At 34.4% G+C, this 23946-nt stretch carries 9 protein-coding genes; 1 reads left to right on the top strand and 8 read right to left on the bottom strand.

Annotated features, from left to right (window positions below; all coding sequences use genetic code 11):
- Positions 1–97: 97 nt before the first annotated feature.
- The 8 genes from XYLOR_RS11940 to XYLOR_RS11905 all read right to left on the bottom strand — a co-directional run bounded on the left by XYLOR_RS11940 (position 98) and on the right by XYLOR_RS11905 (position 19657).
- Positions 98–4006 (bottom strand): hybrid sensor histidine kinase/response regulator transcription factor, encoded by a 3909-nt coding sequence (locus tag XYLOR_RS11940; protein WP_036879891.1) that lies wholly within the window; start codon positions 4004–4006, stop codon positions 98–100.
- A gap of 127 nt (positions 4007–4133) precedes the next feature.
- Positions 4134–6179 carry a RagB/SusD family nutrient uptake outer membrane protein gene (locus tag XYLOR_RS11935; RefSeq protein ID WP_036879888.1) on the bottom strand — a complete coding sequence of 682 codons (2046 nt, stop codon included), beginning with the start codon at positions 6177–6179 and terminating at the stop codon, positions 4134–4136.
- A gap of 12 nt (positions 6180–6191) precedes the next feature.
- Positions 6192–9491: a SusC/RagA family TonB-linked outer membrane protein gene (locus tag XYLOR_RS11930; protein ID WP_036879886.1), complete on the bottom strand. Its 3300-nt coding sequence runs from the start codon at positions 9489–9491 to the stop codon at positions 6192–6194.
- Between the two features lie 157 nt (positions 9492–9648).
- On the bottom strand, positions 9649–10794 hold the full coding sequence (locus XYLOR_RS11925; protein WP_036879883.1) for a glycoside hydrolase family 43 protein: 1146 nt from the start codon (positions 10792–10794) through the stop codon (positions 9649–9651).
- A gap of 93 nt (positions 10795–10887) precedes the next feature.
- Positions 10888–12153, bottom strand: a complete 1266-nt coding sequence (locus tag XYLOR_RS11920) for a DUF2264 domain-containing protein (protein ID WP_084608660.1) — start codon at positions 12151–12153, stop codon at positions 10888–10890.
- A gap of 53 nt (positions 12154–12206) precedes the next feature.
- Positions 12207–14720, bottom strand: a complete 2514-nt coding sequence (locus tag XYLOR_RS11915) for a hypothetical protein (RefSeq protein ID WP_211242080.1) — start codon at positions 14718–14720, stop codon at positions 12207–12209.
- 127 nt (positions 14721–14847) lie between these two features.
- Positions 14848–16569, bottom strand: a complete 1722-nt coding sequence (locus XYLOR_RS11910) for a RagB/SusD family nutrient uptake outer membrane protein (protein WP_036879881.1) — start codon at positions 16567–16569, stop codon at positions 14848–14850.
- 43 nt (positions 16570–16612) lie between these two features.
- Complete coding sequence (locus XYLOR_RS11905) at positions 16613–19657, bottom strand: SusC/RagA family TonB-linked outer membrane protein (protein ID WP_084608608.1); 3045 nt, start codon at positions 19655–19657, stop codon at positions 16613–16615.
- 171 nt (positions 19658–19828) lie between these two features.
- Between XYLOR_RS11905 and XYLOR_RS11900 the strand changes: the two genes are divergently transcribed.
- Positions 19829–23899, top strand: a complete 4071-nt coding sequence (locus XYLOR_RS11900) for a hybrid sensor histidine kinase/response regulator transcription factor (protein WP_036879878.1) — start codon at positions 19829–19831, stop codon at positions 23897–23899.
- The last annotated feature ends 47 nt before the right edge of the window (positions 23900–23946 follow it).

The raw sequence follows: 23946 nt of genomic DNA, 5'->3' as shown, positions 1-23946 counted from the left end.
GATTTATTTTAAACATTATGGTTTACGTTGCAAATTTACATAATAAAATGCGAACTAACGTAGACATATACGTATAAAAGGGGGGCTTATTCGTATTTTATAGGCTTTGCACGTATTGTTTAGGTGTTATTTTCATTTTCCGTTTAAACATTTCACGGAAATTCTTCACATCTTTAAATCCGCACTTTTCACAGACAGACTCAATATTAGTCAAGCCTTGTTTAAATAATTGTACAGACTTGTATATTTTATAATCATTAATAAATTCAATAAGTGACATACCTGTCATCTGCTTTATCTTCTTATAAAGTGAGGAATGGCTCATAGCCAATTTGTCTGCAAGAAAATCAATATTGAAATCATCATTATTAATATTATCATCTATTATCTCACGACATTTCAAAAGAAAAATTTGTTCCTCTTTTGTATAGCTGTTATCCTTTTCGGTTATTGCATTAGTAAGTTTGGCATTATCCGTCTGTTCTATCAAATGATCTATTCTCTTTCTCAATACCTTAAGGGATATAGGTTTTGTGATATAAGCATCTGCACCGTTATCAAAAGCAGTAAGCATATCTTCTTCAGATGTCTTTGCAGTAAATATTAGTACTTTAATATTGGATAGTTTCTTATCAGATTTTAATTTAGTCAAAAACTGAAGTCCATCCATATTAGGCATCATTATATCACAAATGATTATGTCTGGCAAAACTTTCTCAGCTTGTTTTAATCCCTCTATACCATCATAAGCCTTATAAACTTTGAAATCAGATATCAGATTACGTTCTAATAAATCAACGGTTTGCTGTTCATCATCAATAATAAGAATAGTGTGAGTGGCCATAGGGTTCTCTGGCAATTGTGGTAGAATAGGCTTTGGTTTAATATTATCTTCGATCTCGAATGGCATTAAATCTTGTTTTATATATTTTTCATTTATATTCTTAGGAATTGAAAATATAAAGTTAGAACCTTTTCCAACATTACTGTCTACATTAATAGAACCTCCATGCAATTCCACAAAACTCTTTACTACAGACAATCCTATACCATCACCTGTGCTTTGTTTTTCTGCCCGTTCTGACCGAAAGAAACTTTCAAATATTGTATCACGCATTTTTTCTAAAATACCGATACCATCATCTTTTATGGAGAAAAGAACTTCATCATCTTGTTCTTCTATTGTTAATGTTACATAACCACCTTCTTTTGTATACTTGAATGCATTCGAAACTAAGTTTGAGATTATCATTTCCAGTTTTTCTGTATCAAAGTCTAATTCTATGTCAGACTTATCGCATATGAAATTAAATGATATATTTTTCTGTTCACAAAGGTTAGTAAAGTCTTCTATCAAATTCTCACAAAATGCCACAACATTCATACGCTGTAAAGCTAGTTTTAGTTTATCAGAGTCTACCTTGCGAAAATCAATAATACGACTTATCAATTTATTCAACTTAGCAGAACTTCTGTACATAGCATATAAATACGATGACGGTACACTCACAATTGACTTCTTTATGTCCAAAAGTTCTTCAATCTGAGCAGATATAAGAAAAACAGGCGTACGCAATTCGTGTATGATATTAGTATAGAAAGTCATCTTAGCATCATTAAGTTTTTTCATCGTATCTTTTTCTATTTCATTAATGCGCATATTATGCTTAATTTCCAATTCGTATAAATAGAACTTAAGCGCAGAAAACAATATAATAAGTATCAATAATACCCAAATTATACTAGCCAAAGTGGTTTTCCACCAGGGAGGGGAAATTATGATATGAAAGACTGTTGGTTTAAGCCAATTCCCATTGCTGTCTGTGCATCTCACATAAAAGTCATATTTACCTGGTGGAACATTAGTATAAGATACTTCTCGTGCTCCAGACAGTTCACGCCAGCCAGTTTCTAATCCCTTAAGATAACATGAAAAATGTATCCGGTTAGGTGCATCAAGCTCCGGTACTGAAAAATGAATTGTAAAAAAATTCTGTTCATAGTCTAGTTTGATATCTTTTATATAACCGCCATACAGATTAAAGATTTTCTTATCATTATTCAATAGTTCTAAAGACGTTATACTAACATTATTGTAGCATTGTCTATAACGAATAATAGTAGGATTAAAAGAAACTAGTCCCTTTGTACTTCCAAAAAACATTGTATGCCCATCAAACAAACTTGCATTATATGTAAATATAGATGAAATGCTCTCATCTATATCAAATCTGGCAAATGTATGTGCTTTTCGATCATAACGAAAAAGGCCATTAAGTGTACCCATCCATAATAGTCCATTTTTATCTTCCGCAATGGACACAACATTAGAGTTTGTCAACCCTTCATTATAATCATGCTTAATTGTCTTATTAGTATTAAGATCTATTGAATATAATCCATAATAAGCCATTGATATCCAAATTGTATTATGCGAATCTACATACATATATCGTATGCCATTACCCGGCAGACGGACTTTTCCTGAATTTGAAGTATAATGCCTAAATATTTTCATATTACGCCTGTCAATAATATATATGCCATTATGATTTGAGCCTATATATATATAATTGCCTTTCCTTTGTACAGAAGAGCAATTAACTCCTATCAAAGACTTGATTAATTGTAGCTTTTCTGTTTTTTTATTAAACACACACATATTAGGACCTCCAATCCATATGTTGCCAAATCCGTCATCACACATTGTCCAAACATTATTTTCATCACCTAAACCAAAAGATGGCATAGAATATAATTTGAAGCAAGATTTCTTAATAGAATACCTAGCAAGTCCTTTCGTATATATTGCCATCCATATATCATCTTTATCCTTTAATATAGATAAAACATTATTACCGGCGATATTGCTATTAAATGTTGTAAAGCTCTTCGTTTTCTTAGATATTACATTATAAATATTAAGTCCGCCTCCATCAAGACCTATAAAGATATTCTCTTTGTCGGCCAAGACAGCTGTTACTATATCATACGTAATACTATGGTTGGCCTTATCTAGCATCTCAAACTTAGATTGTTTCTCAGAATAAACATTTACTCCAAATCTATAAGTTCCAATCCATAGTTTATTATTATTATCAGCAAACAGGGAATAAGCAGCATCCCCACTTATATTACTATTTTCTGGTATATATTTAATTATTTTTTTACTGTCTTTAATTATAATACCTCCACCATCTACGGCAAAGACTGTCTTATTTTTATAGTCTATAACATCCATTAAATTGTCAGGAACATAATCATTAGCTAATTCCAACTTCTGATTTATTATTTTAAATGCCAGTCCCTTATGTCCAATCCCATTTCCGAAGTATACCAGATCGGTATTTTTACTATATTTCAGATTAAGATTATACGTTATATCTATATTTTTTACATAACTACAATAAACTTGTCTTGCATCAGAAGACAATATAAACAATTTATTATGACCTATAGCAACCAAATTTTGATTTTTAGAATTGCTAATTACATATATTTTATTATGGCTGTTAACTCTTTCGAATTGACAATTTTCAGCAGGTCCTTTCTTTATATATAATATACCATTCTCATCTGCAGCGAGAATATTGCCTTTGTTATAAATAATAGAGTTCAATCTTGATTTAATCAATGATATATGACCTTTATATGTTACACTACATTGATGAAAAAGTCCATCTCTAAAAGAATAAAAGTCCAAACCTTTGTCTGTTGCTAAATATAATCCCGTATTAACAGGCAATATTTTGTGTACATTGTCGTTTATTATTGAAAAAATATCATTCGGATTTTTTTTAAATACACTTAATGACAAACCATCATAACGGCATAATCCCCCAAAGGTGCCAATCCATATAAATCCATGTTTATCTTGAGATATACAATTAATTGTATTATCAGGTAATCCTTGAGTATTATCTAGAATCTTGAAATACCCATTTGCACTATATATATAAATTCTGGCAAAAAAAAATATCAATAATATCGTTATACGTTTTCTCATTCATTTTAATTATTAAAATGTAAAAATACACAGAATAATTGATAACTATAAATTATATTAATCAAAAGAGCCAATCTAATATTCAGTAAGACTGGCTCTTTATTGACTTAATATTAACCTAATGAACTTATTTTTCAGCTGGTTGGTCAGCTGTAGTTGGCCAATATGGATTTTGATATAAAGGAGACTGATCTACAGAAGCATGGTCTGGAGCTGTTAACAAGAATTGCTTTAGTGGCAATGGTTGTAGATAATGAGCCATATGCCATGTAAGACCATTTTTAAAGTTATTATTAGCCATATTTATCTCATGTGGACGATAATACTCACTCAAATCAGGAGATGAAACATTTGAACTTGAAGACCCATCACCTTTTAGTCCTGTATACCATCCCTGCATTGGCGTATTCCACAAGTGGAAGCCTTCTATATGACAAGGTGTATTAATCAGCTGGTCAAACGAACGCCAACGTTGCAAGTCCATACCGCGTAATCCTTCTGCAAGGAGTTCACTCCTTCGTTCACGACGAATATTATATAAAACCTTATCTGTAAGTAATTGCCCTGCTGTATATGCTCCAAAATCTCTAGTTTCCTTACTCATATCAGTAGCATTAATAGTTACTAATGGATCTGTTGCGGAACCTACAAATCCTGCTTTCTCACGAATAGTTTTCCAATACTCTAATATCTTACCTGAATTAATATCATTAGTCAGCATATACTCGGCTTCCATATAATTCAACAAAGCCTCGGTTGCACGGAATATCTCACAGGCATTGTAACTTGCGCCATTTCCACAAAGAGCCTTGTCAAATGTTCCTCCTTTACGAATGGTATATCCGGTTACATAACCATTTTCTCCTGTTTTACTCTTGATATTTGGAACAGGTTCTACTTCTACAAAATGATCTTGAGAAGATGACATATTCTTAAAGCAATTTATCTGCCCCGGAACTTTCAAAAAAACAGTAAGACGCGGGTCCCTGTTTTTTGCTACACATACTAATGAAGTATCTACATACTGATATCCTGAATTATAAATAGGTTTACCATCTTTCATAAGATAACCTTCAACCAGACTACGAGTAAATCCTGTACCAATATTACCTGATTCTACAGCTACCTCAACATCATTATTCACACTAAGTGAATTACTGTATTGTCTCCATAATAACACTTCCGGAGTAGAAGACATATCTGTAGTACCCCATATGTTGAAATAAGGGTTATCAGGATCACTAACAGACTGAGGAATTTTTCCTGTATTGGTAACCAACTGCCCTTTATATTTATCTGCAACAATCTGCGATGATTCAACTGCAGCCTTAAAGAAGTACTCAATTTCTTTATCTATAGAACCAGAAGGATACTGATAGTTTTTATTATAGTCCTTACCTGCTCCCGGCCAACCTTGACCTAATGGAACGAATGGCGTTCCTTTAAAGTTATTCAACCAAGAACCTTCATACAAAGCTACACGCGATTTGAAGAGCTGAGCTGCATCTGTAGAAATACGTGTATGCTTAGACTCAAAATTCTCTTTCATATATGTCAATGCTGTATCTACATTGTTGATTATAAAGCGTGCAACTTCATTACAAGGACGACGTTTACATGCAGCAACCAGCATAGTCTCATCATCAGACATAGCATCTGTAATTATAGGTAAATCTCCAAAGTCTTGTAGCATATCAAAATAAGCATATGCACGGAAAAAGTATAATTCACCTATATATTGACGTATATTTACATCAGTACCTGATATAGAACCAGCCTTATAACTAGCTAAGGTTCTATTTAATTGATAGTTTACATTTCGTATTTTATACCATCCTCCGTTATTAATAGGGTTATTATTATCACTCGTTTTATCCCAGCTATCATTTGTATTTGAAGTTTTCCACAATCCGGTTCCAAATTTATTGTCTGGAGACAACGACGTCTGGTTGTCTGTATTATTATCATTAGTATAAGTACCATAATTCCAAGCGCCATGCCCTGGTATTATATCTTGATAAAAGCGATTCGCTACAGCCTGAATCTGTGATTCACTTGTATAAAAAGTTTCAGGAGTCAGGTATGATGGTGGATCTTGTTTCAAATAATCATTACATGAAACAAAAGTAGCAGAGAATGCTAATGCTAATATTTGAATTTTATATAGTTTCATCTTATTTATTTTTTAGAATGTTATATTAAGACCAAAAGCCCATGTTTTCTTCAGAGGATAGCCATTATTTTTATTATCCATATCCAATCCAATTGTTTCCGGATCATACTGATCAGGAACACTTGTAATCGTAAATAGATTCTCAACAGACATGAATACACGTAGATTATTTATTCCCCAATTTGATATCAATGACTTTGGAAGAGAATAACCTAATTGCAAGTTCTTAAGACGCATATATGCTGCATTAACTAAATAGCGACTCTGACATTGTACATTTTTATCACTCCATACCGGCCTTGGTAAAAATGCATTTGTATTTTCGCTTTTATAACCATTCTGTACAGACCAAGAGTTAGAATCACGATAATAGTCTGATACAGATGTCAAGCCAGAACACCACCAACGTCCACTAGCTGATGCACCAAACATATATTCAAGGCCACCCCATGAGTTGCCTACCCAAGAATCTCGTTTAAGAACTCCTTGGAAGAATGCACTTACATCAAAGCCTTTATAGCTGGCATTCAGATTTATACCAAAGAGATAACGTGGAGTACTATTCCCAATTACTTTCAAGTCTCCATGATCTGCCAATGTTCTTGCACCAGCGGTTACCTTTTTATCACCATTAATATCTTGATACATTATATCACCGGCACCCCAGTTACTGCCTATACTACTTTGGTCTGCTGTAGCTAAATGAGCATTCATCTCATCCTGACTTTTAGCAATACCTACAGTTTCATATCCCCAGATTTCATTAATGTAACGTCCTGATATATATGTGTCTATTGAGTTTGTCGGGTTATTAGGGTAACGCGTTATTTTAGTACGTGCATCTGATAAATTTAATGTAATTCCATAAGCTAAGCCATTATTCAATGCATCACGCCAAGCTAATTGAAGCTCCCATCCTGTAGTACGTAAGTCTGTATTATTTGTTTTAGGAACAGCGGTTCCAAGAACAGCAGGTAATTCAGGTGCATTACCAACCATATTTTTGGTATTACGCACATACCAGTCAAAACTTCCAGTCAGACGATTATTTAATGCTCCAAAGTCAAGACCAAGGTCATAACTCTCTACTGTTTCCCATCCAAGCGATGTAGAAACTAAACTAGGTGCACTTGTTACGTTAGGTTTAGTTCCATTCTGTAACCATGTTCCGGCGAATGGCAAATAACTTATAGTCTGATAAGTCTGATACCAGTTATCTGTATTTTGATTGCCAAGAGAACCATAAGAAGCACGAAGCTTTAATGTGTTTATATCTTTTGATAATGTTTGAAAGAATTTCTCACGAGCGATATTCCATCCTAAAGATACAGATGGGAATAATTTCCACATATTATCAGTACGGAAACGTGATGTTCCATCGTAGCGAAGGTTTGCCTCCAATAGATAACGCTCATCATAATTATAATTAAAACGTCCAAAGAAACCAGCTGTCTGCCATTGGTTACGTGCTCCATTTACAGGAGGAGTAACTGCAATTCCCTGATAACTCAAACCAGAAGTTAAATCAACCTCAGGTTTACTAGGATCCAATATACCATCACGCTGCAATCCAAAAACAGTTTGCTTTAACTGTTCTGTCTGAAAACCAGCCAATACATGAAAATTATGTTTCTCTGCTAATGAAACAGAATACTCTGAATATACCTGAAAATTAAGGTAATTTTCTTTTTTCAAATCTTCATGAACATTAGAACCTGTATTATATAAAATCGGATTACCTGCTACATCATGATTATATGTTTGTTGAGAGTCCCAATGACGGTTAGCGTTCATTATTCTATAATTGAAATCAACGTGTGTAATCCAATTTTTAATTGGTTCAAATTCGAACCCTAACTGATGGTATTGGGTATCTTGTTGGGTAGTATCACTACCACCTGTGGCAAGTCCAAGTGCCGGAGATGGTGAAGAATACAAATATCCATTACGATCATAAAGGGGCAAAACAGGCCACCCCTGACGAGCCATATCAGAATATAGGCCATTGGTTAAAGCCGACGGTCTTTCAAAGTCTGTACGTGTAAAACGCATTGAATACTTCATACGAGCCCAACTAGCAAGTTGTGCATCTATTTTAGCTGTTCCATTATAACGCTTATAACTATCTTGATTAAAATTCATAAAACCTCCATCATCAAGATAATTTAGTGAGGCATAATAGCTAAAACGCTTGTCACCACCATTTACACTGGCATTATGCTCTTGAGAGAATGCTGTATTCTTGTATACCTCAGAGTACCAATCTACATCATCAATTCCGTATCCATAGCCATCTTGCCATGTTTGATTATTGCTCGTACCTATAGCATATAGAGTCCTACCATCTGCTGTTTTGCGTTGTCCATATCCACTAGGAGTTGCATTATGATAATCCACAATCTGTTTCATCCTGTCATTATCAAAAAATACGCCATCGCCGTTATTATAATCAGCATCATTCATCCACGATGCAAAGTCAACCGAATTCATCATTTTTTTCGCACGTATAAGCGAACTGAATTGGAAACTGTTATTATAGTTTACGGTTACTTTCCCTGTTCCACCATTTTTAGTAGTTACAAGTATTACTCCGAAAGGAGCACGAGAACCATAGATTGATGAAGCTGCGGCATCTTTTAATACTGATATACTCTCAATATCCTGAGGGTTAATAGTATTAAGATCACCTTCCATTCCATCAATTAATATTAGAGGTGAACTGCTCGACCCCTGACCTATGGTACCTGTACCTCGTATATTAATATTGGGTGAGGCATCCAAAGTACCACTTTTTGATGAAATTTGGAGTCCGGGTACAACTCCCTGCAAAGCTTGAGTAGCGTTTTGAACAGGACGTGAAGCAATTTCATCTCCAGATACAACGCTAACAGCTCCCGTCAAGTTTATCTTTTTCTGAGTTCCAAAACCAACAACGACAACTTCATCCAGTGCCTTTGAGTCTTCTTTTAATGTAATTTTAAGAGTAGAATTATTAGTAAAATTTACCTGTTGAGATTTATAGCCTACATAAGAAATTTCCAATACACTACCCTTTATATTAGTCAGAATAAAATTTCCGTCTAAATCAGTAACTGCACCAGACTTTTCTCCTTTTACTTTTACCGTAGCGCCTATTATGGGATCTCCATTTTGGTCTACTACATGTCCTTTTACAAAACCAGATTGTTGTACTACATTCAGTCCATTGTTTCCCGCAAATAAATATTGAGGAATTCCAATAGAAAAAGCAGTAACAAAAACTGATGAAAGCAAAATATGCTTTCCTGATAGTTTCATTAAGTTGTGATTCATAAAATTGTTCATTATTAAATTTTTAGTGTTAACAGATAATATTTCATTCGCTTAAAAAAGCGATTTTATTTTGTCTACTCTGCAAAAATATCATAAATGCAGCAGACTTATGAGGGATTTTTTCGTATAATCAAGGGTGTTTTTCGTATTTTGGCGTTTATTTATTAAGATAATCTAGTTGCCATTCACTTCTCCATTGTATTACAGGTCGCCCCGCTTTAAAATCAATTGGAAGCCATATATATCTTGCATCACTTGGATGTTTTGGTCGCCAAATATCAGCCATAAAGATATATGCATTCTTTTTACCTTCTACTCTTAATATATATGTACTCTGCCCACCAAAGGTTATTTTAGATTCTGCGCCAATACAAGGATTTGGGAGTTGTGTCCATGGACCCATTATATGTCTTGCCATAAACATTCTTGCCTCATTTGGATCCCAACCTGTACATCCACTTGTTATCATCCAATAGATACCATCTTTTTTAAATATCGCAGGTGCTTCATTCATATTAGATGGAGCAATACGAGCATATTTACCTGTATGCGAAGTATAGTCATCAGAAAGTTCTGCAACTTGCAGTGTCAAATTGTCTTCTGATGAATATATATGGTATGCTTTATTATCATCATCCACAAATATGGTCTGGTCACGAGCCATCTGTCCTCCAGGCAAATCTCTAAACATAAATAGACCTTTCTTAATAGCATCATACCATTCTGGTGTCCACCATTTCAGTGAAATTAAATTTGAATATTGATTTCTGATTGAAATGGAATCATCTTTACTAAAATTTATTGGATATACATTGGGATTGACTCTTCCTGAACACAAAAAATGATAAGGACCAGTTACCACATTACTGGTAGCTACTCCATAACGTGCTGCAGAGTATCCATTACCTTTCAGTTCCAAATGGAACCACATAACGAACTTTTTCGTTTTTTGATTATAGACAACTTTCGGACGTTCCAACACACAGCCTTTGGCTATATCACTATTTTCATCATCCGAAACAGATAAGGCCACACCACGGTTAGTCCAATCTAATAGGTTTTTAGACGAATAACATGTTACTCCAACCATAGCAGCGCTAGTGGTATCTGATTTATATTCACCAAACCAATAATATGTCCTTTTATAATAAAGGATTCCTCCTCCATGGGCATTTATATGGATCCCTTTATTATCGGGCCATAAAGCGCCAGGATGAAACTTTTTTGAATGATCCTTGCCGATAACATTTGTCGGCAAGGATACTATCAAAGTAAATAATGTAATAATAAGTTTTGTTCTCATAATTAGAAGTATAACGACCGCAAAGTTATGTCAATATACAATAACAATGCGGGGTATATTTCGTATTATAAGAGGTCTTTCACGTATTTTCCCTTAAAACAGATCTTTTGTTGTTATATCATCTGCCCATCTGTGGTCTTTCGGGAAATCAAGACCACCCCATGCTTTCTTTTGAGTCCAGTCGGCAGGTGCATCAGTCCAGAAAGGATGATTTGCAGGCAGACCTAGAGGCAAGAATACCAAAGATGTCATATACAAACTTCCATTGTTTGTATACCAATCGGCTATATTGGGCTGACTTCCACAGAAGCCTATTGTAAGGAATCCGTCTTTTATATTTTCATGACCGTCAAACATACGGTGGAGCACACAAGTTAATGCAGCACGTACTTGTCCGTTGGTCAGTTCTTGAGGTAACTTCTGATATAGGGCCATAAGTGCCAAAGGTTGCATTGTAGCCATTCTATAAGGTATAGACCGTCCAAACACCGGGAAAGTACCTTCAGGTGATATAAATCTCTCCAGAACGATGCTGAATTTCTGTGCACGTTTCAGTTCTCTGTCATAATACTTAGCATAATCTATACGTGTATGCGCCTTTGCATCCTTCATCGCCTGTAATGTCTCAAGATACATAGGATGGAATACATAACTGCTATAATAATCGAATGCAAAATCAGGACCATCCGAATACCATCCATCTCCCACATACCATTCCTCTACTTTGCGTATTGCCGAATTCACTCTATATTGGTCATAACCACCACCGGCCTTAGCAATAAAACTTTCTATTGTAGATGAGAACAATACCCAATTAGTATATGGTGGGTCTATCGCGCGAAGGCCCTTAAAATTATCTAAGTATCTTTGTTTGGTTACAGAATCAAGTGGTAGCCATAGTTGATTATAAGCTCTTAAAAAACTCTCTGCTATATAAGCTGCATCCACTAGAGTCTGCCCCTGTCCATGCCACAACAGACAGTCGGGACTTTTAGGATCTACTGCATTCTTATAACTTTTTAAAGCCCATTCACGTATCTGCTTACGTTTCATTCCTTCAGCCGTATTGTCATCCGGCAGTGTAAGCCATGGAGAAACGCCTGCCATAAGTCTTCCAAAACATTCCATATAAGCTACACGCTTGTCCCTACCATCCCAAGTAGGACTCACTTCAAGACGCATGTTCTTCTGCAGCGTTCCTTCAGACATGTTTTTCAATACGGGCTCTGCCATCTTACATAGCAAACTTACCCAATAAGATCTATCGTTTATGACTTTATTGCATTTGGCTTTTAATGCTTGCCCCGGCATAAAAATAAACAATAGCAACAACACTAATTTAAAATTTTTCTTTATCATACTATTTATCTTAAATTCAATATTAATTATCATTATCCAAAAATACGACCATATTATAAATGAACAATAATGCTCTTCCGCTTTTTAACATTAATTGTCCTCGAATATAAGCCATTATCCTTAACAATAATAAGTTTTATTCTTTTATTACTATTTCCCATATTATTGATTTTTAGTTCTTTTCCATTTTGTTTATTATATATATCAATCCCAGAACCTTCAACAAAACAGTCTATAGAATTACTTTCTGAATGATTTAATGGAATGAGAAAACTAGCTGATGATGATGAATTATAAACAGATGTCTTACCGCCAAATATCGGTGCACCAAGCTCACACTTAATATCATAAAGGTGACAGCGCTTTTTACCATTAAAATTAGAAAGTAACATATAATATCTCCCATCTGGATCTGGTGCTATAACTCCATTCCATCCAGAAGGTAAAAAATCTTTCAGTACGATCAATTTTCTACTCATTTCTTTTGTTTCTATAGAAGAAATTTTGCTATAATATATGACATTACGTCTGTCTACAATCTTTCCTATGCTAAATGGCCTTTTTTCATCGGAACAAAAAGCATATAATTTGGATGTCATTATAGAATTATTATTAGAATTATCTCCGAAGCCAATATTTTTATTATTGTGACAAACTACGCCGAACAGATTATCTATATTAACCCAATCGTTTTTTATATTTATAAAAGAGTTTCCATCAGCATTTACAGAATCCTTGGAATAAATATTACGCGAAATTTTAGTAAATTGATCTGTGCTGATCCCCATTAGGCCACCACGCTCTTTATTTATGACTCCAGATCTTAAGCCAACTACATAATCAAGATATATTATCGCATTTCCAGGAGTTGAATATATGGAAAATCTATTATCAAGTGTTTTGTCATTTGTCAACAATTCACCATTCATTGTATATGAATTTCCTTTCAATTTATAAATACCTGCTATAACAGGGACAGCATTGATTCTTGTAGAGTCCACATCATACCATCCTATAAAATTTCCTGTATTATGATCTTTGAAAGGAACTATAATTTTATTTTGCTCCTTAGTATCAAGTCCAATATATCCCGTATAACTTTTTATCCCAGAACTCCAACTAAAACATGTAAATCTGTCTTTTGTATATGCTCTGACTATGTTTTGACTGTCGAACAATTTCGCTCTTGAATATCTGTTTCGAAAATCAATCCAATTTGTAGGCTGTATATCATTAGTTGACCGAACGTCATGCATAAGCCAAGTCATCATTACACGATGAGCCTCAACCCCCATACGACGTGCTCCAACATCAGGTCGTAACAGCCAACTGCCATCTTCCGTTGTTTGCTGACGCTTCAATATATTTCTGTATGCTAAATTCTCAAGCATTAAGGCATCTGGATCACGTAAGAAACATGCATTTGTTGTATATGATGTAATCTGGTCATACAAGAAAAGACTCCAATCATTACCATTTGGCATTGCAAGTTCTCCATCTGCTAAGGCCAACCAATTAAGGACATGCGTCATTACCTTTGAATTATTATGCATTAGTGCGTTAGTTTTCCATCTTACATTACCATATATAGTTTTCTGGAATAATTCCAAAGCTAAAGCCGCCTCTCCAAGCTCCTGTATTACAACATTCTGATAACTAGTATGAAAAAAATTATGATTTTGCAATGTATAATCATCATAAAGATTCTTGCCTACATAAAAATCTGCAACTGTTTTGTTGTCATATAATGGATCTATAATAGTTTTATCTTTGGAATCTTCAATATGTGAATAACTATTTATTGCAAATGCCCTTAACTTATTAAACCAATAAGGAGCTATACTATCATTGGGAAAAAGTCCCAATGTCACGGCTAATACATCCACCTCCCATGCATTCTCTTCAGCCTTAGTATCACCATCATAACCGGTAGGTACGGAACGATGTAATTCATAGTTACATTCTGATTTAAGCATATTCTCTATGTATTTTTTTTGAATAGAGGATAGTTTATCCCATTGAAAAAATGCTGAATAAGCAGCCGACATAGCCCACAAAGAACTCTCCCATGTATAATCTTCTGCACTAATTGACCCCCAATATTTGCCATCTCTACAACGTACAAGCTTGTTCGCTTTATGGGATGAATATGAATATGACAAAGATTCCATCGCCATTTTTTCTATATCATTCCACGAGACGCCATTGGGTAAGGCAACTTTACCTTTACCATACTTTACCATAAAAGCGCAAACCATTGAAAGGTCTGCGTTCGTTCTGACACCTGCTTCTCCACTCCCCATGGTATCCTCACCACCAAAGCATCCAATCTTTTCACCTACCGAATTCATCATCTTATTCTCTATAAAATCATTTTTCATATAAAGAGAAAAATTTGCCAACATCTGCAATAAGTCGGATTTCATATCAGATTCCTTTACGAACTTATATTGGACAATATTCCCATACATGTTTTCTTTAGCCGTTTTCGCTTTAAGACCTGCTTCACCTGAAAAGAAATAAACAGATATGAGACTATAAAATATTATAACTATCTTTATTTTCATCTTATCGTTTAAAGGAAAGATACTTGTTATTATAATAAATGTTTGTTCTTTATTTTTAAGCGGGACAATTAAAATTAATCATCCCGCTTTCATTTCATATTAATACATCTTTTACAACTCAAATCTATTATTTGCCATATCCTTCATTCTGTGTTATTACAGCATCTTTATTCAACTGAATAATTGATAATGGTATTGGCAATAAAGAATTGAAACTTTGGAATCCTGTAATCACCTTGCTTTCAGGAGCAGCAGGAACAACATCTCCGTTTTTCAAGATTCTTTCAGCTAAAGTATTTGTTCTGCATAGAGTTACACGACGATTTTCCTCACCAACAAGTTCACGTGCACGTTCATCGAGAATGAAATCTATATTTATCTGTGAAGCATTAACCTTGCCAGCAGATACATTACCTGTCTGTATACGATAATCTTTGAATGCGCGATCTCTTAAAACATTTATATCTGCAGCAGCACCATCATTATTACCTTGTCGCATACGAGCTTCTGCACGTAACAGATAAGCTTCCGCAAAACGCATTATTGGCCAATCTTTTACAAGTGCGTATCCAAAATCATCTGTAGTATCATATCCGCCCCATTTTGTTGTATATGGATAGCATACATTTAATGAGTCACCTCTGCCTACTATTACTCTATCACCTGTCTTTAAAGTTATTTTTTTAACCGCATCTGGACTGTTTTTATCCACTTTGAATCCATCTTTGTCAATGCCTATCTCTTCACTATAACCAGGTTTATTATAATAAAACACGCGACGTATATTATAATTCGAATTTCTTATATCACCCTTTTCATACAGGCCATATTTGATGAAATTGCTCAAACGCAACCTACCATTTCCACGACCTCCAAGAGAATCACAATTCTGCATACCAGAATATTTATGAAGAGCAGGTTGCCATATTCTACGCTGTTGAGGATTATCAATAGTTCCACCTATTACATCACGGTTATATTCCATTTCAAACGTCCATATTCCTTCTGTATTGCCTTGAGAGCGGCGTTCATTTCCCCAGCGAAACATATCATGATAATAATCGCCACCTTCACCTAAGAACTTACCATAACGAGCAGAAATAAGCTTATAATTCCCTTCCGTTATAACAGGATCTATAGCTGTTTCGGCTTTTTTATAATAAGAAGCATCACGCATACCCATACGTAGGAAAGCTTCTCCTGCTAGCATTCTTGCGAAATCTTTATTTGCACGACTCTCATGGACAGCTTTCCCAACAGCAGGAAGATTATCCATAGCATAATTAAGATCCTCTTCTATTTGTTTATCAACATCAGTTATCGGTTGGCGTGTATAATCAGTACGTGGAACTGCTGTTGACGATGTAACCAAAGGAACATCACCCCAAAGTGTGACAAGCATGTTATAGGCATAGGCTCTGAAGAAACGTGCTTCAGCAGCTTCTTGTATCTGTTGCCCAGAAGGGTTTTCACCCAATGCGGAAACTATCAAATTAGCGTTATTAATAATTTCATACATTTCCTGCCATAAGAAACTAACTCCATCATTTTCATTATTCAGTTCCGCATATTGATGGAATGGTCTTTCAACTCCTTGTTCATCACCAGCAGAAGCCACATCTGTGCCTGTTTGGAAACAAGCTACAAAACCTTGATTACTAGACCATCCCCAAATGGAAGCAAAGGTACGGTGCAATCCCACCAACTGAGCTTCTATTGTTTTTATATCTGTATTTCCCGGTACATAGGATGAATAAACTTTCTCATCAAGATAACTGTCACTGCATGACGTTGTAGTAATAATACAAGTCAATGCTACAGCTAAAGTAAAAACATATTTTATTTTCATAATAATTCTATTTTTCAGTCATTTTTATTAATATAATCATTAATTACAAAGTAAGATTAATCCCGAAGACCCAACTGCGTGTTGCAGGATAGTTCGTCTCCCAGTTGTCAGAACCGCGTCCATATTGAGAAGATTCAGGATCCCATCCTATCCAATTTGTAAATGTTGCCAAGTTACGTCCACTTACATAAAGTTGCAAACCACCAATACCCAAATTAGAAACTATCTGCAATGGGAAATTATAACTTAGTGTAATATCTTTGATTCGAGTAAAGTTTGCATCGCAAGGGAATCCATATCCATGTTTATTAGATGATTTACTCAAAGAACGCCATTCATTACTCTTATTTTCAGGTGTCCAATATCCTATTTCAGAAGGACCATTACGTCGTCCCATTTCATCAGCCGCCATACCAATTTCAGTATTATTCTTCATTAAGCCCTGTACTGTCTGAATAAATACATTCAGTGTAAAGTTCTTATACGTAAAAGTATTAGTAAGTCCACCAATCCATTTAGGAGTGGTTTGTCCTAGGATTGTACGGTCATTATCATCAATTTTATGATCTCCATTTAAATCAGCAAGTTTGACATCACCAGCTTGAGCAACAGGATCCCAATTTTTCTGATCACCTCTTGCTATTTCATCTTCTTGCCAGATGCCTACTTTCTTATAATCATAAATAACTCCTATTGGACTGCCAATGAACCAACGGTTGCCTATATCGTCTTTCCCGTCCCCATAAAGATCTTTAATTTTGTTTTTATTCCATGAGAAAACGATGGTACTGCTCCATGTGAAATCTTTTGTCGTTATATTATGAGTATTCAAGGTTGCTTCAATACCATAATTTTGAGTTTTACCCATATTCGAATAAACAGTTCTATAACCTGAAATATCAGGTAAATTGCGTTTCAACAGCAAATCAGTTGTCTGTGATGTATATCCATCAAAAGTACCACTAATTACGCCATTTAACACAGAAAAATCAATACCGACGTTAAAACTTTTTGTTTTTTCCCATGACAGGCCAGAGTTTCCCATTGCAGTATTTGCACCAAGAGTTGTCTGAGACGCACCTCCCATTGCAAGAGAATTACTATCCATCTTTGTTAACGACTGGTAAACACCGATAGCCTCATTACCAGACAATCCATAAGAAGCGCGCAATTTCAGGTTATCAAGCCAATTCTGACATTTACTCATAAAACTTTCTCTAGAAATATTCCAACCTAATGCTACTGATGGGAATGTTCCATATTTATTATTATTTCCAAAAACAGAAGAACCATCACGTCTTACTGTAAAAGTAAACAAATAACGACTATCATAAGAATAGTTGATACGCCCCATTTGTGATACTGTTGTATACAAATCCGCATAAGATGATACAGCCGGAGTAGCTCCTGCAGCAAGATTGTTCCATGTTAGGTTATCACTGATAAACTTACTTGCAGCTGCTTTATCTTCCTGATAATGACGTCGAGATGATGCATAAAGAGCAGTCAAGTCAATGTGATGTTTACTGAAATCTCGAGTGTAAGACAATATATTTTCTATTGTTCTTGATTGAGTTTCCTTATTTAGAATTTCTGCATAACCCGTAAGATTGTTAACAGACTCTCCCTGATATAAATTATTTCTTACAGGAACATAACTATATCCTGCATTTAATTTATATCTCAAACCTTCAAGTGGTTTTAAAATATTTCCAAAATTAACTTCGGCATAACCGTTCATACTAATATTCCACTGACGGCGTTCAGGATTTGTAGTAGTATTCAACATAGGATTACTCCAAAGTTGCTCACTATACATAGGGTATATACAATAAGAACCATCATCATTATATTCTTTTGCATAAGGACTCATTGCTGTAGCATTCAACAAATTGGCACGACCTCCATCCCTATTATGTGATACTATATATGAACTTGTACCTATCTTTAACCATTTTGTGACATTGGCATCAATATTCATACGCAAAGAATAACGTTTATAATTATATCCTTTCACGACACCTTTCTGATCCAAGAAATCACCCGATATATAATATTGCACATTATCTGCACCACCTGATACATTAATATTATTATCTGTAATGACACCTGTCTGGGTTACTTCATCAAGCCAGTCAGTAGTATGGCCATTCTTAAAATTATCTACTTCATTTTCATAACGGACATCATCATTATACATTTTTTCACCAGCATTTTGAGCTACATAATCTTTATACCTCTGTAATACTTGAGAAGCAGAACCTGGCTCTAACTTATGTGCAAAGTCTTCTATTCCTAGATATGCATTATAACGAATTGTCGGTTTACCACTATTACCGCGTTTAGTGGTTACCAATATTACTCCATTAGCACCATTAGTACCATAAATAGCTACAGCAGAAGCATCTTTTAATATTTCAATAGACTCTATGTCATTAGGATTAATATCATTAAGGCTACCGCCTGCTTTGCTTATTGGTACACCATCTACTACTACATATGGTCCAGAATCTGCATTTATCGAATTACGACCGCGAACCAATGCCGTAGGTGCTTCACCTGGAATAGAAGAAGCCTGAGTAATTGTAATACCGGCAGCAGCACCTTGTACAGCCTGCAACACATTAGATACAGGTAATTTTGAAAGACGATTTTTAGAAATAGATGTAACAGAACCTGTCATATCAGATTTTTTCTGTGTACCATAACCTACCACAACTACTTCATCAAGCGATTTTGCATCCTCTACTAATGTTATACTTATTGGTGCTAAACCTTGAAAAGATACTTCTTTCGTCTTGTATCCTACATACGAAATGACTAATGTTCCCTTTGACAAATTATCAATTGTGAAAGTTCCATTGAAATCTGTAACTGTTCCTGACTTTAGCCCCTTTATCATAACAGTTGCACCTATTATTGGTTCTCCGTTACGGTCCAATACAGTTCCTTTCAATTTCATTGACTGAGAAACCTTTTGTGGAGCTTGATATGCTCTTGCTGTTTGTGGCATAAATCCCAAACTTGTTACCATTACCGCCAAAAAGATGATCTTCTTAGGCGTGTGTTTTAAATAAGCATTTTTCATTAACAATAAATTTTATAGATTAAATTATCTGAATGCAAAATTATACTAACCTTCATTAATTGATGTCTCCATATCATTATTTAAAGGGAACTAATAAGTATTTCATATATAAAAAACATTATTTAGAAAAGAAATATTAACTTTGCGACGTAAAAACAATCTATAAATACCATGAAACAATTACTAATTATACTTTTAATAATAACATTCCCTTTCATTTCAAATGCGCAAAAATTCGAATACAGGGTCATGCGATTTACCAAAGCATCACCTTCAGATGAATTACGTTGTATATTTTTTGATCATACTGGAATGATGTGGATAGGAACTAATTCCGGATTGAAATCTTTTGATGGATATAACATAAATACATATCGCTCTGATGTTTCATCACCTAGAATATTTCCTAATAACTATGTTATGTCAATTACAGAAGACCATAACAATTGTTTATGGATCGGTACCCACAACGGCATCGTCAAAATAGATAGAAGAAACAACACTTTCAAATCATATTTTCTACCTTATAAAATACAAAGAATAATATATACTTTGTATACATCACGTGATGGTACAATATGGGCAGGAACAGATGGCGGATTAAATTATTACGACAAGAAAAAAGATAGATTCGTTAATTTCAATAACACTTTTGTACAAGAACCTAACGGTAAAAGACATCGTATACAAAGTTCTTATAGTGTAAAATCAATAATAGAAGATAATTATGGTAACATGTATGTAGGTACATGGAATACAGGACTTTTTAGATTCCATATTGGTTCACATGTTCTCTACAGATATCCTATTATTAATGGTGACAATAAAGCATATTCTCTTTATATCGACAGAAAAAATAGATTATGGATTGGTACTTGGGGGCATGGCATACTAATGATGAATAATCCATTAGACTTCAATAATCCACGTATACGTTGTTACAATAATCGGAATGATGTATTCAATACATATTATAAAATAATAGAAGATCCTATTTCAAATACAATCTGGGCTTGTTCAAGAGAAGGTATCAGTATTATAGACCTTTACAATGAAAAAAGTGGTTTTAAAAATTTCACTAACACAGGGTTTCCTAATCCAAAATCATTAGAATTCAATACTGATATGATTACAGACGGGAAAGGTAATATCTGGCTGGAAACTGTTTATGATGGTATAATACAGATAAATACGCGCCCTTCCTTTTTTCGAGTATGGAACGTAAATACAGGGAATCTCCCACTTAAGATAAATTCTGTATGTTCTATCTTTACGCAAGATGGAAAATACATTTGGCTAGGACTTAAACCATTCGGATTAGCATTATACAATCGTAATACAGGAAGTGAATTATTTGGTAATAAGATAAATGGATTGTCCAACATAAAAAAAGAAATGCTTAATTCCACTTTCTCATCTATCGTACAAAGATATAATGGGGATATATGGTTTGCTAATAACAGTTATGGCATTATGGTAATAAGAAAAGGAGGAGGAGCATACGCCTATGATTCTAAAAATTCGACATTCATTAAAGACAATTATGTAAATTCTCTATACCAAGCAAAAGATAATACAATGTGGATAGGACAACGTTCTGGAATTTGTATTGCTTATCCCAATAATTCTGGTATTATGCTCAAAATGATAGAAAAAAATAAGATCTTATCAAATTGCGAAGTTCGAGCTATCAGTGGCGACCATAAAGGACATATCTGGATAGCAACAGAAGATGAAGGTATAATACGTATCAGCGGTAATCCATACAGGCCACAAACTTTAGTATACCATCAATATTGCCCTACCAATAAAAATTATGCTGTTGACGACGCAACAACCTGCTTTGAAGATTCGCACCATAGACTTTGGGCTATATCGCACAGTGGTGGACTGTTTAGATATTCATATTCAGAAGACAAATTTATTGCTGTAAACAGTATTTATCATATCGATGGTGACAAAGTACTTGCTATAAACGAAGATGCTTTCGGGACACTGTGGCTTACTTCCGAAAAATCTTTTATACGATTATCGTTCAACGGTAAAAATACTCCAGATGTAACAAGTTTCGGTGAAGAAGATGGTTTGGGTTCTATGCTTTTCCAACCTAACGCCACATTCCGCTATCATAATGAACTGTTTTTCGGGAATTCTAAAAGTTTCTTTTCTTTCTTTCCACCTAAAGCCTTGAAAGATTATGACAACCTTAAAAAAAATCTTATCATAACAAATCTTATACTTGATGATAAAAATTATTCATCGTTAGACTCTTCATTAATTAAAATGGTGTCTGAAGTATCACCTACATTCACAAGAAGTATAACTATTCCATCTGGAATCGAAAAGTTTAGCATAGAATTTGCCCTTTTATCATATTCAAATCCAGAACATAACAAATACGCATACAAACTCGAAGGGTACGACAAGGATTGGAAATATAGGGATGCATCACTACGAAGAGCCACTTTTGAGAACCTCCCATCAGGAATATACAAATTACATCTAAAAGCTGCAGATAGTTTTGGAGAATGGCATGAGATGCCATATACAGTTACAATAAAAGTATTACCACCTTTTTATGCTACATGGTGGGCAATGATTTTATATTTTTTATTAATAATAGGAATAATCTATTTCTCTTTAAAGTGGTATCAGAACTACCTTAAGACAAAAAACAGACTTCATATGGCGGTTATATTCACAAATATTACCCATGAACTTCTTACACCTTTAACTGTTATTTCAGCTTCTGTTGACTATTTAAGAGAAGAATCTCCATCATTCACAAAAAATTACGATATGATTCAAGAAAATATACATAAACTTACAAAACTACTTAGACAGATTCTGGAAATAAGGAAATCGCAGGCAGGCGAACTTAAATTATTAGTTTCAAAGAAAGATTTATGTGAATTCGTACGCATCGAATGTAATAACATGATGCCTCTTTTAAAAAAGAAAAGATTGTCACTTGAGATTAAGTGCTCTCAAGATAAAATTTATGCATGGTTTGACTCTGACAAACTGGATAAAATTATTTATAATCTTTTATCAAATGCAATAAAATACACACAGGAAGATGGCAATATTAATGTTTCTGTGACAACCGACGGCATTTATGCGACACTTGTAATAGCAGATAATGGCATTGGCATAACAAAAGAAAAAATGAAAATGCTATATCATAGATTCTTTGATGGAGATTACCGAAAGATGAGAACAGAAGGTACAGGTATCGGTTTATCACTTACACATGATTTGATAACTCTCCATCACGGAAAAATAAATTGCCAAAGTGAAGAGAATAAGGGTACAATTTTCACAGTAAAAATACCTATATCCAAAAATTACTATAAAGAATCTGAAATAGATACAAGCAATAATGCAAAAGCTATAGATAAGGATACTAAGACTATTAATGGAGTAAGCGCTATAGAAATAGACAAAGAAGAGAAACCTGTCAATGATGAAGACTTTTATAGGATACTTATTGTGGAAGACAATGAAGAATTGCTGGAAATTATGGGAAGTCTGTTACATAGAAAATATAAAGTGTTTAAGGCGAAAAACGGCAAACAGGCTTATAACATAATATGTAAAGAGGAACTTGACATCGTAATTTCTGATGTTATGATGCCCGTTATGGATGGCATTGAATTAACACAAAAAATTAAAAACAGCGATGATTACGCACAATTGCCTGTAATCATGCTTACAGCAAGGACTCTTGATGAGGATAGAAATGAGGCTTATTCAATAGGTGCTGATGAATATATAACAAAGCCTTTCAAATTAGAAGACTTGCAACTACGCATTGACAACATCATTGCCAACCGTGAACGAATAAGAAAAAAATTCTGCAAACAAACTTATTTTAAGGTTTCTGATCAACATTATAGCAGTCCTGATGAGATTTTCATACAAAAAGCTGTAGTCTGCATACAGAATCACATTAAAGATGCAGATTATGACCGCGGAACATTCGCTTCTGATATGTGCATGAGTTCATCTTCTCTATATAATAAGATACGTGCTTTAACAGGACAGAACGTTACAGGCTTCATTAATAGTATGCGTCTGAAAGAGGCATGTCAAATTGTAAGGGAGAATCCATACATCCAAGTTACTGAATTGTCAATGTTAGTGGGATTCAATACGCCTAAGTATTTTTCCAAATGCTTTAAAAAAGAATTCGGAATATTACCTAAAGATTTCATAGAGAAAGAATATTCTAATTCATAACATTCAGGCAAAATCAAAGAAATATTCTTATTATATTATCGCTATCG

The sequence above is a fragment of the Xylanibacter oryzae DSM 17970 genome (assembly GCF_000585355.1).
Lineage (GTDB): Bacteria > Bacteroidota > Bacteroidia > Bacteroidales > Bacteroidaceae > Prevotella > Prevotella oryzae.
This window is presented reverse-complemented; position numbering and strand designations above follow the sequence as displayed.

Coding starts and splice junctions, on each gene's coding strand:
- XYLOR_RS11940 (WP_036879891.1), bottom strand. CDS start 4,006: ATGAGAAAACGTATAACGATATTATTGATATTTTTTTTTGCCAGAATT.
- XYLOR_RS11920 (WP_084608660.1), bottom strand. CDS start 12,153: ATGATAAAGAAAAATTTTAAATTAGTGTTGTTGCTATTGTTTATTTTT.
- XYLOR_RS11905 (WP_084608608.1), bottom strand. CDS start 19,657: ATGAAAAATGCTTATTTAAAACACACGCCTAAGAAGATCATCTTTTTG.
- XYLOR_RS11915 (WP_211242080.1), bottom strand. CDS start 14,720: ATGAAAATAAAGATAGTTATAATATTTTATAGTCTCATATCTGTTTAT.
- XYLOR_RS11925 (WP_036879883.1), bottom strand. CDS start 10,794: ATGAGAACAAAACTTATTATTACATTATTTACTTTGATAGTATCCTTG.
- XYLOR_RS11900 (WP_036879878.1), top strand. CDS start 19,829: ATGAAACAATTACTAATTATACTTTTAATAATAACATTCCCTTTCATT.
- XYLOR_RS11935 (WP_036879888.1), bottom strand. CDS start 6,179: ATGAAACTATATAAAATTCAAATATTAGCATTAGCATTCTCTGCTACT.
- XYLOR_RS11930 (WP_036879886.1), bottom strand. CDS start 9,491: ATGAATCACAACTTAATGAAACTATCAGGAAAGCATATTTTGCTTTCA.
- XYLOR_RS11910 (WP_036879881.1), bottom strand. CDS start 16,569: ATGAAAATAAAATATGTTTTTACTTTAGCTGTAGCATTGACTTGTATT.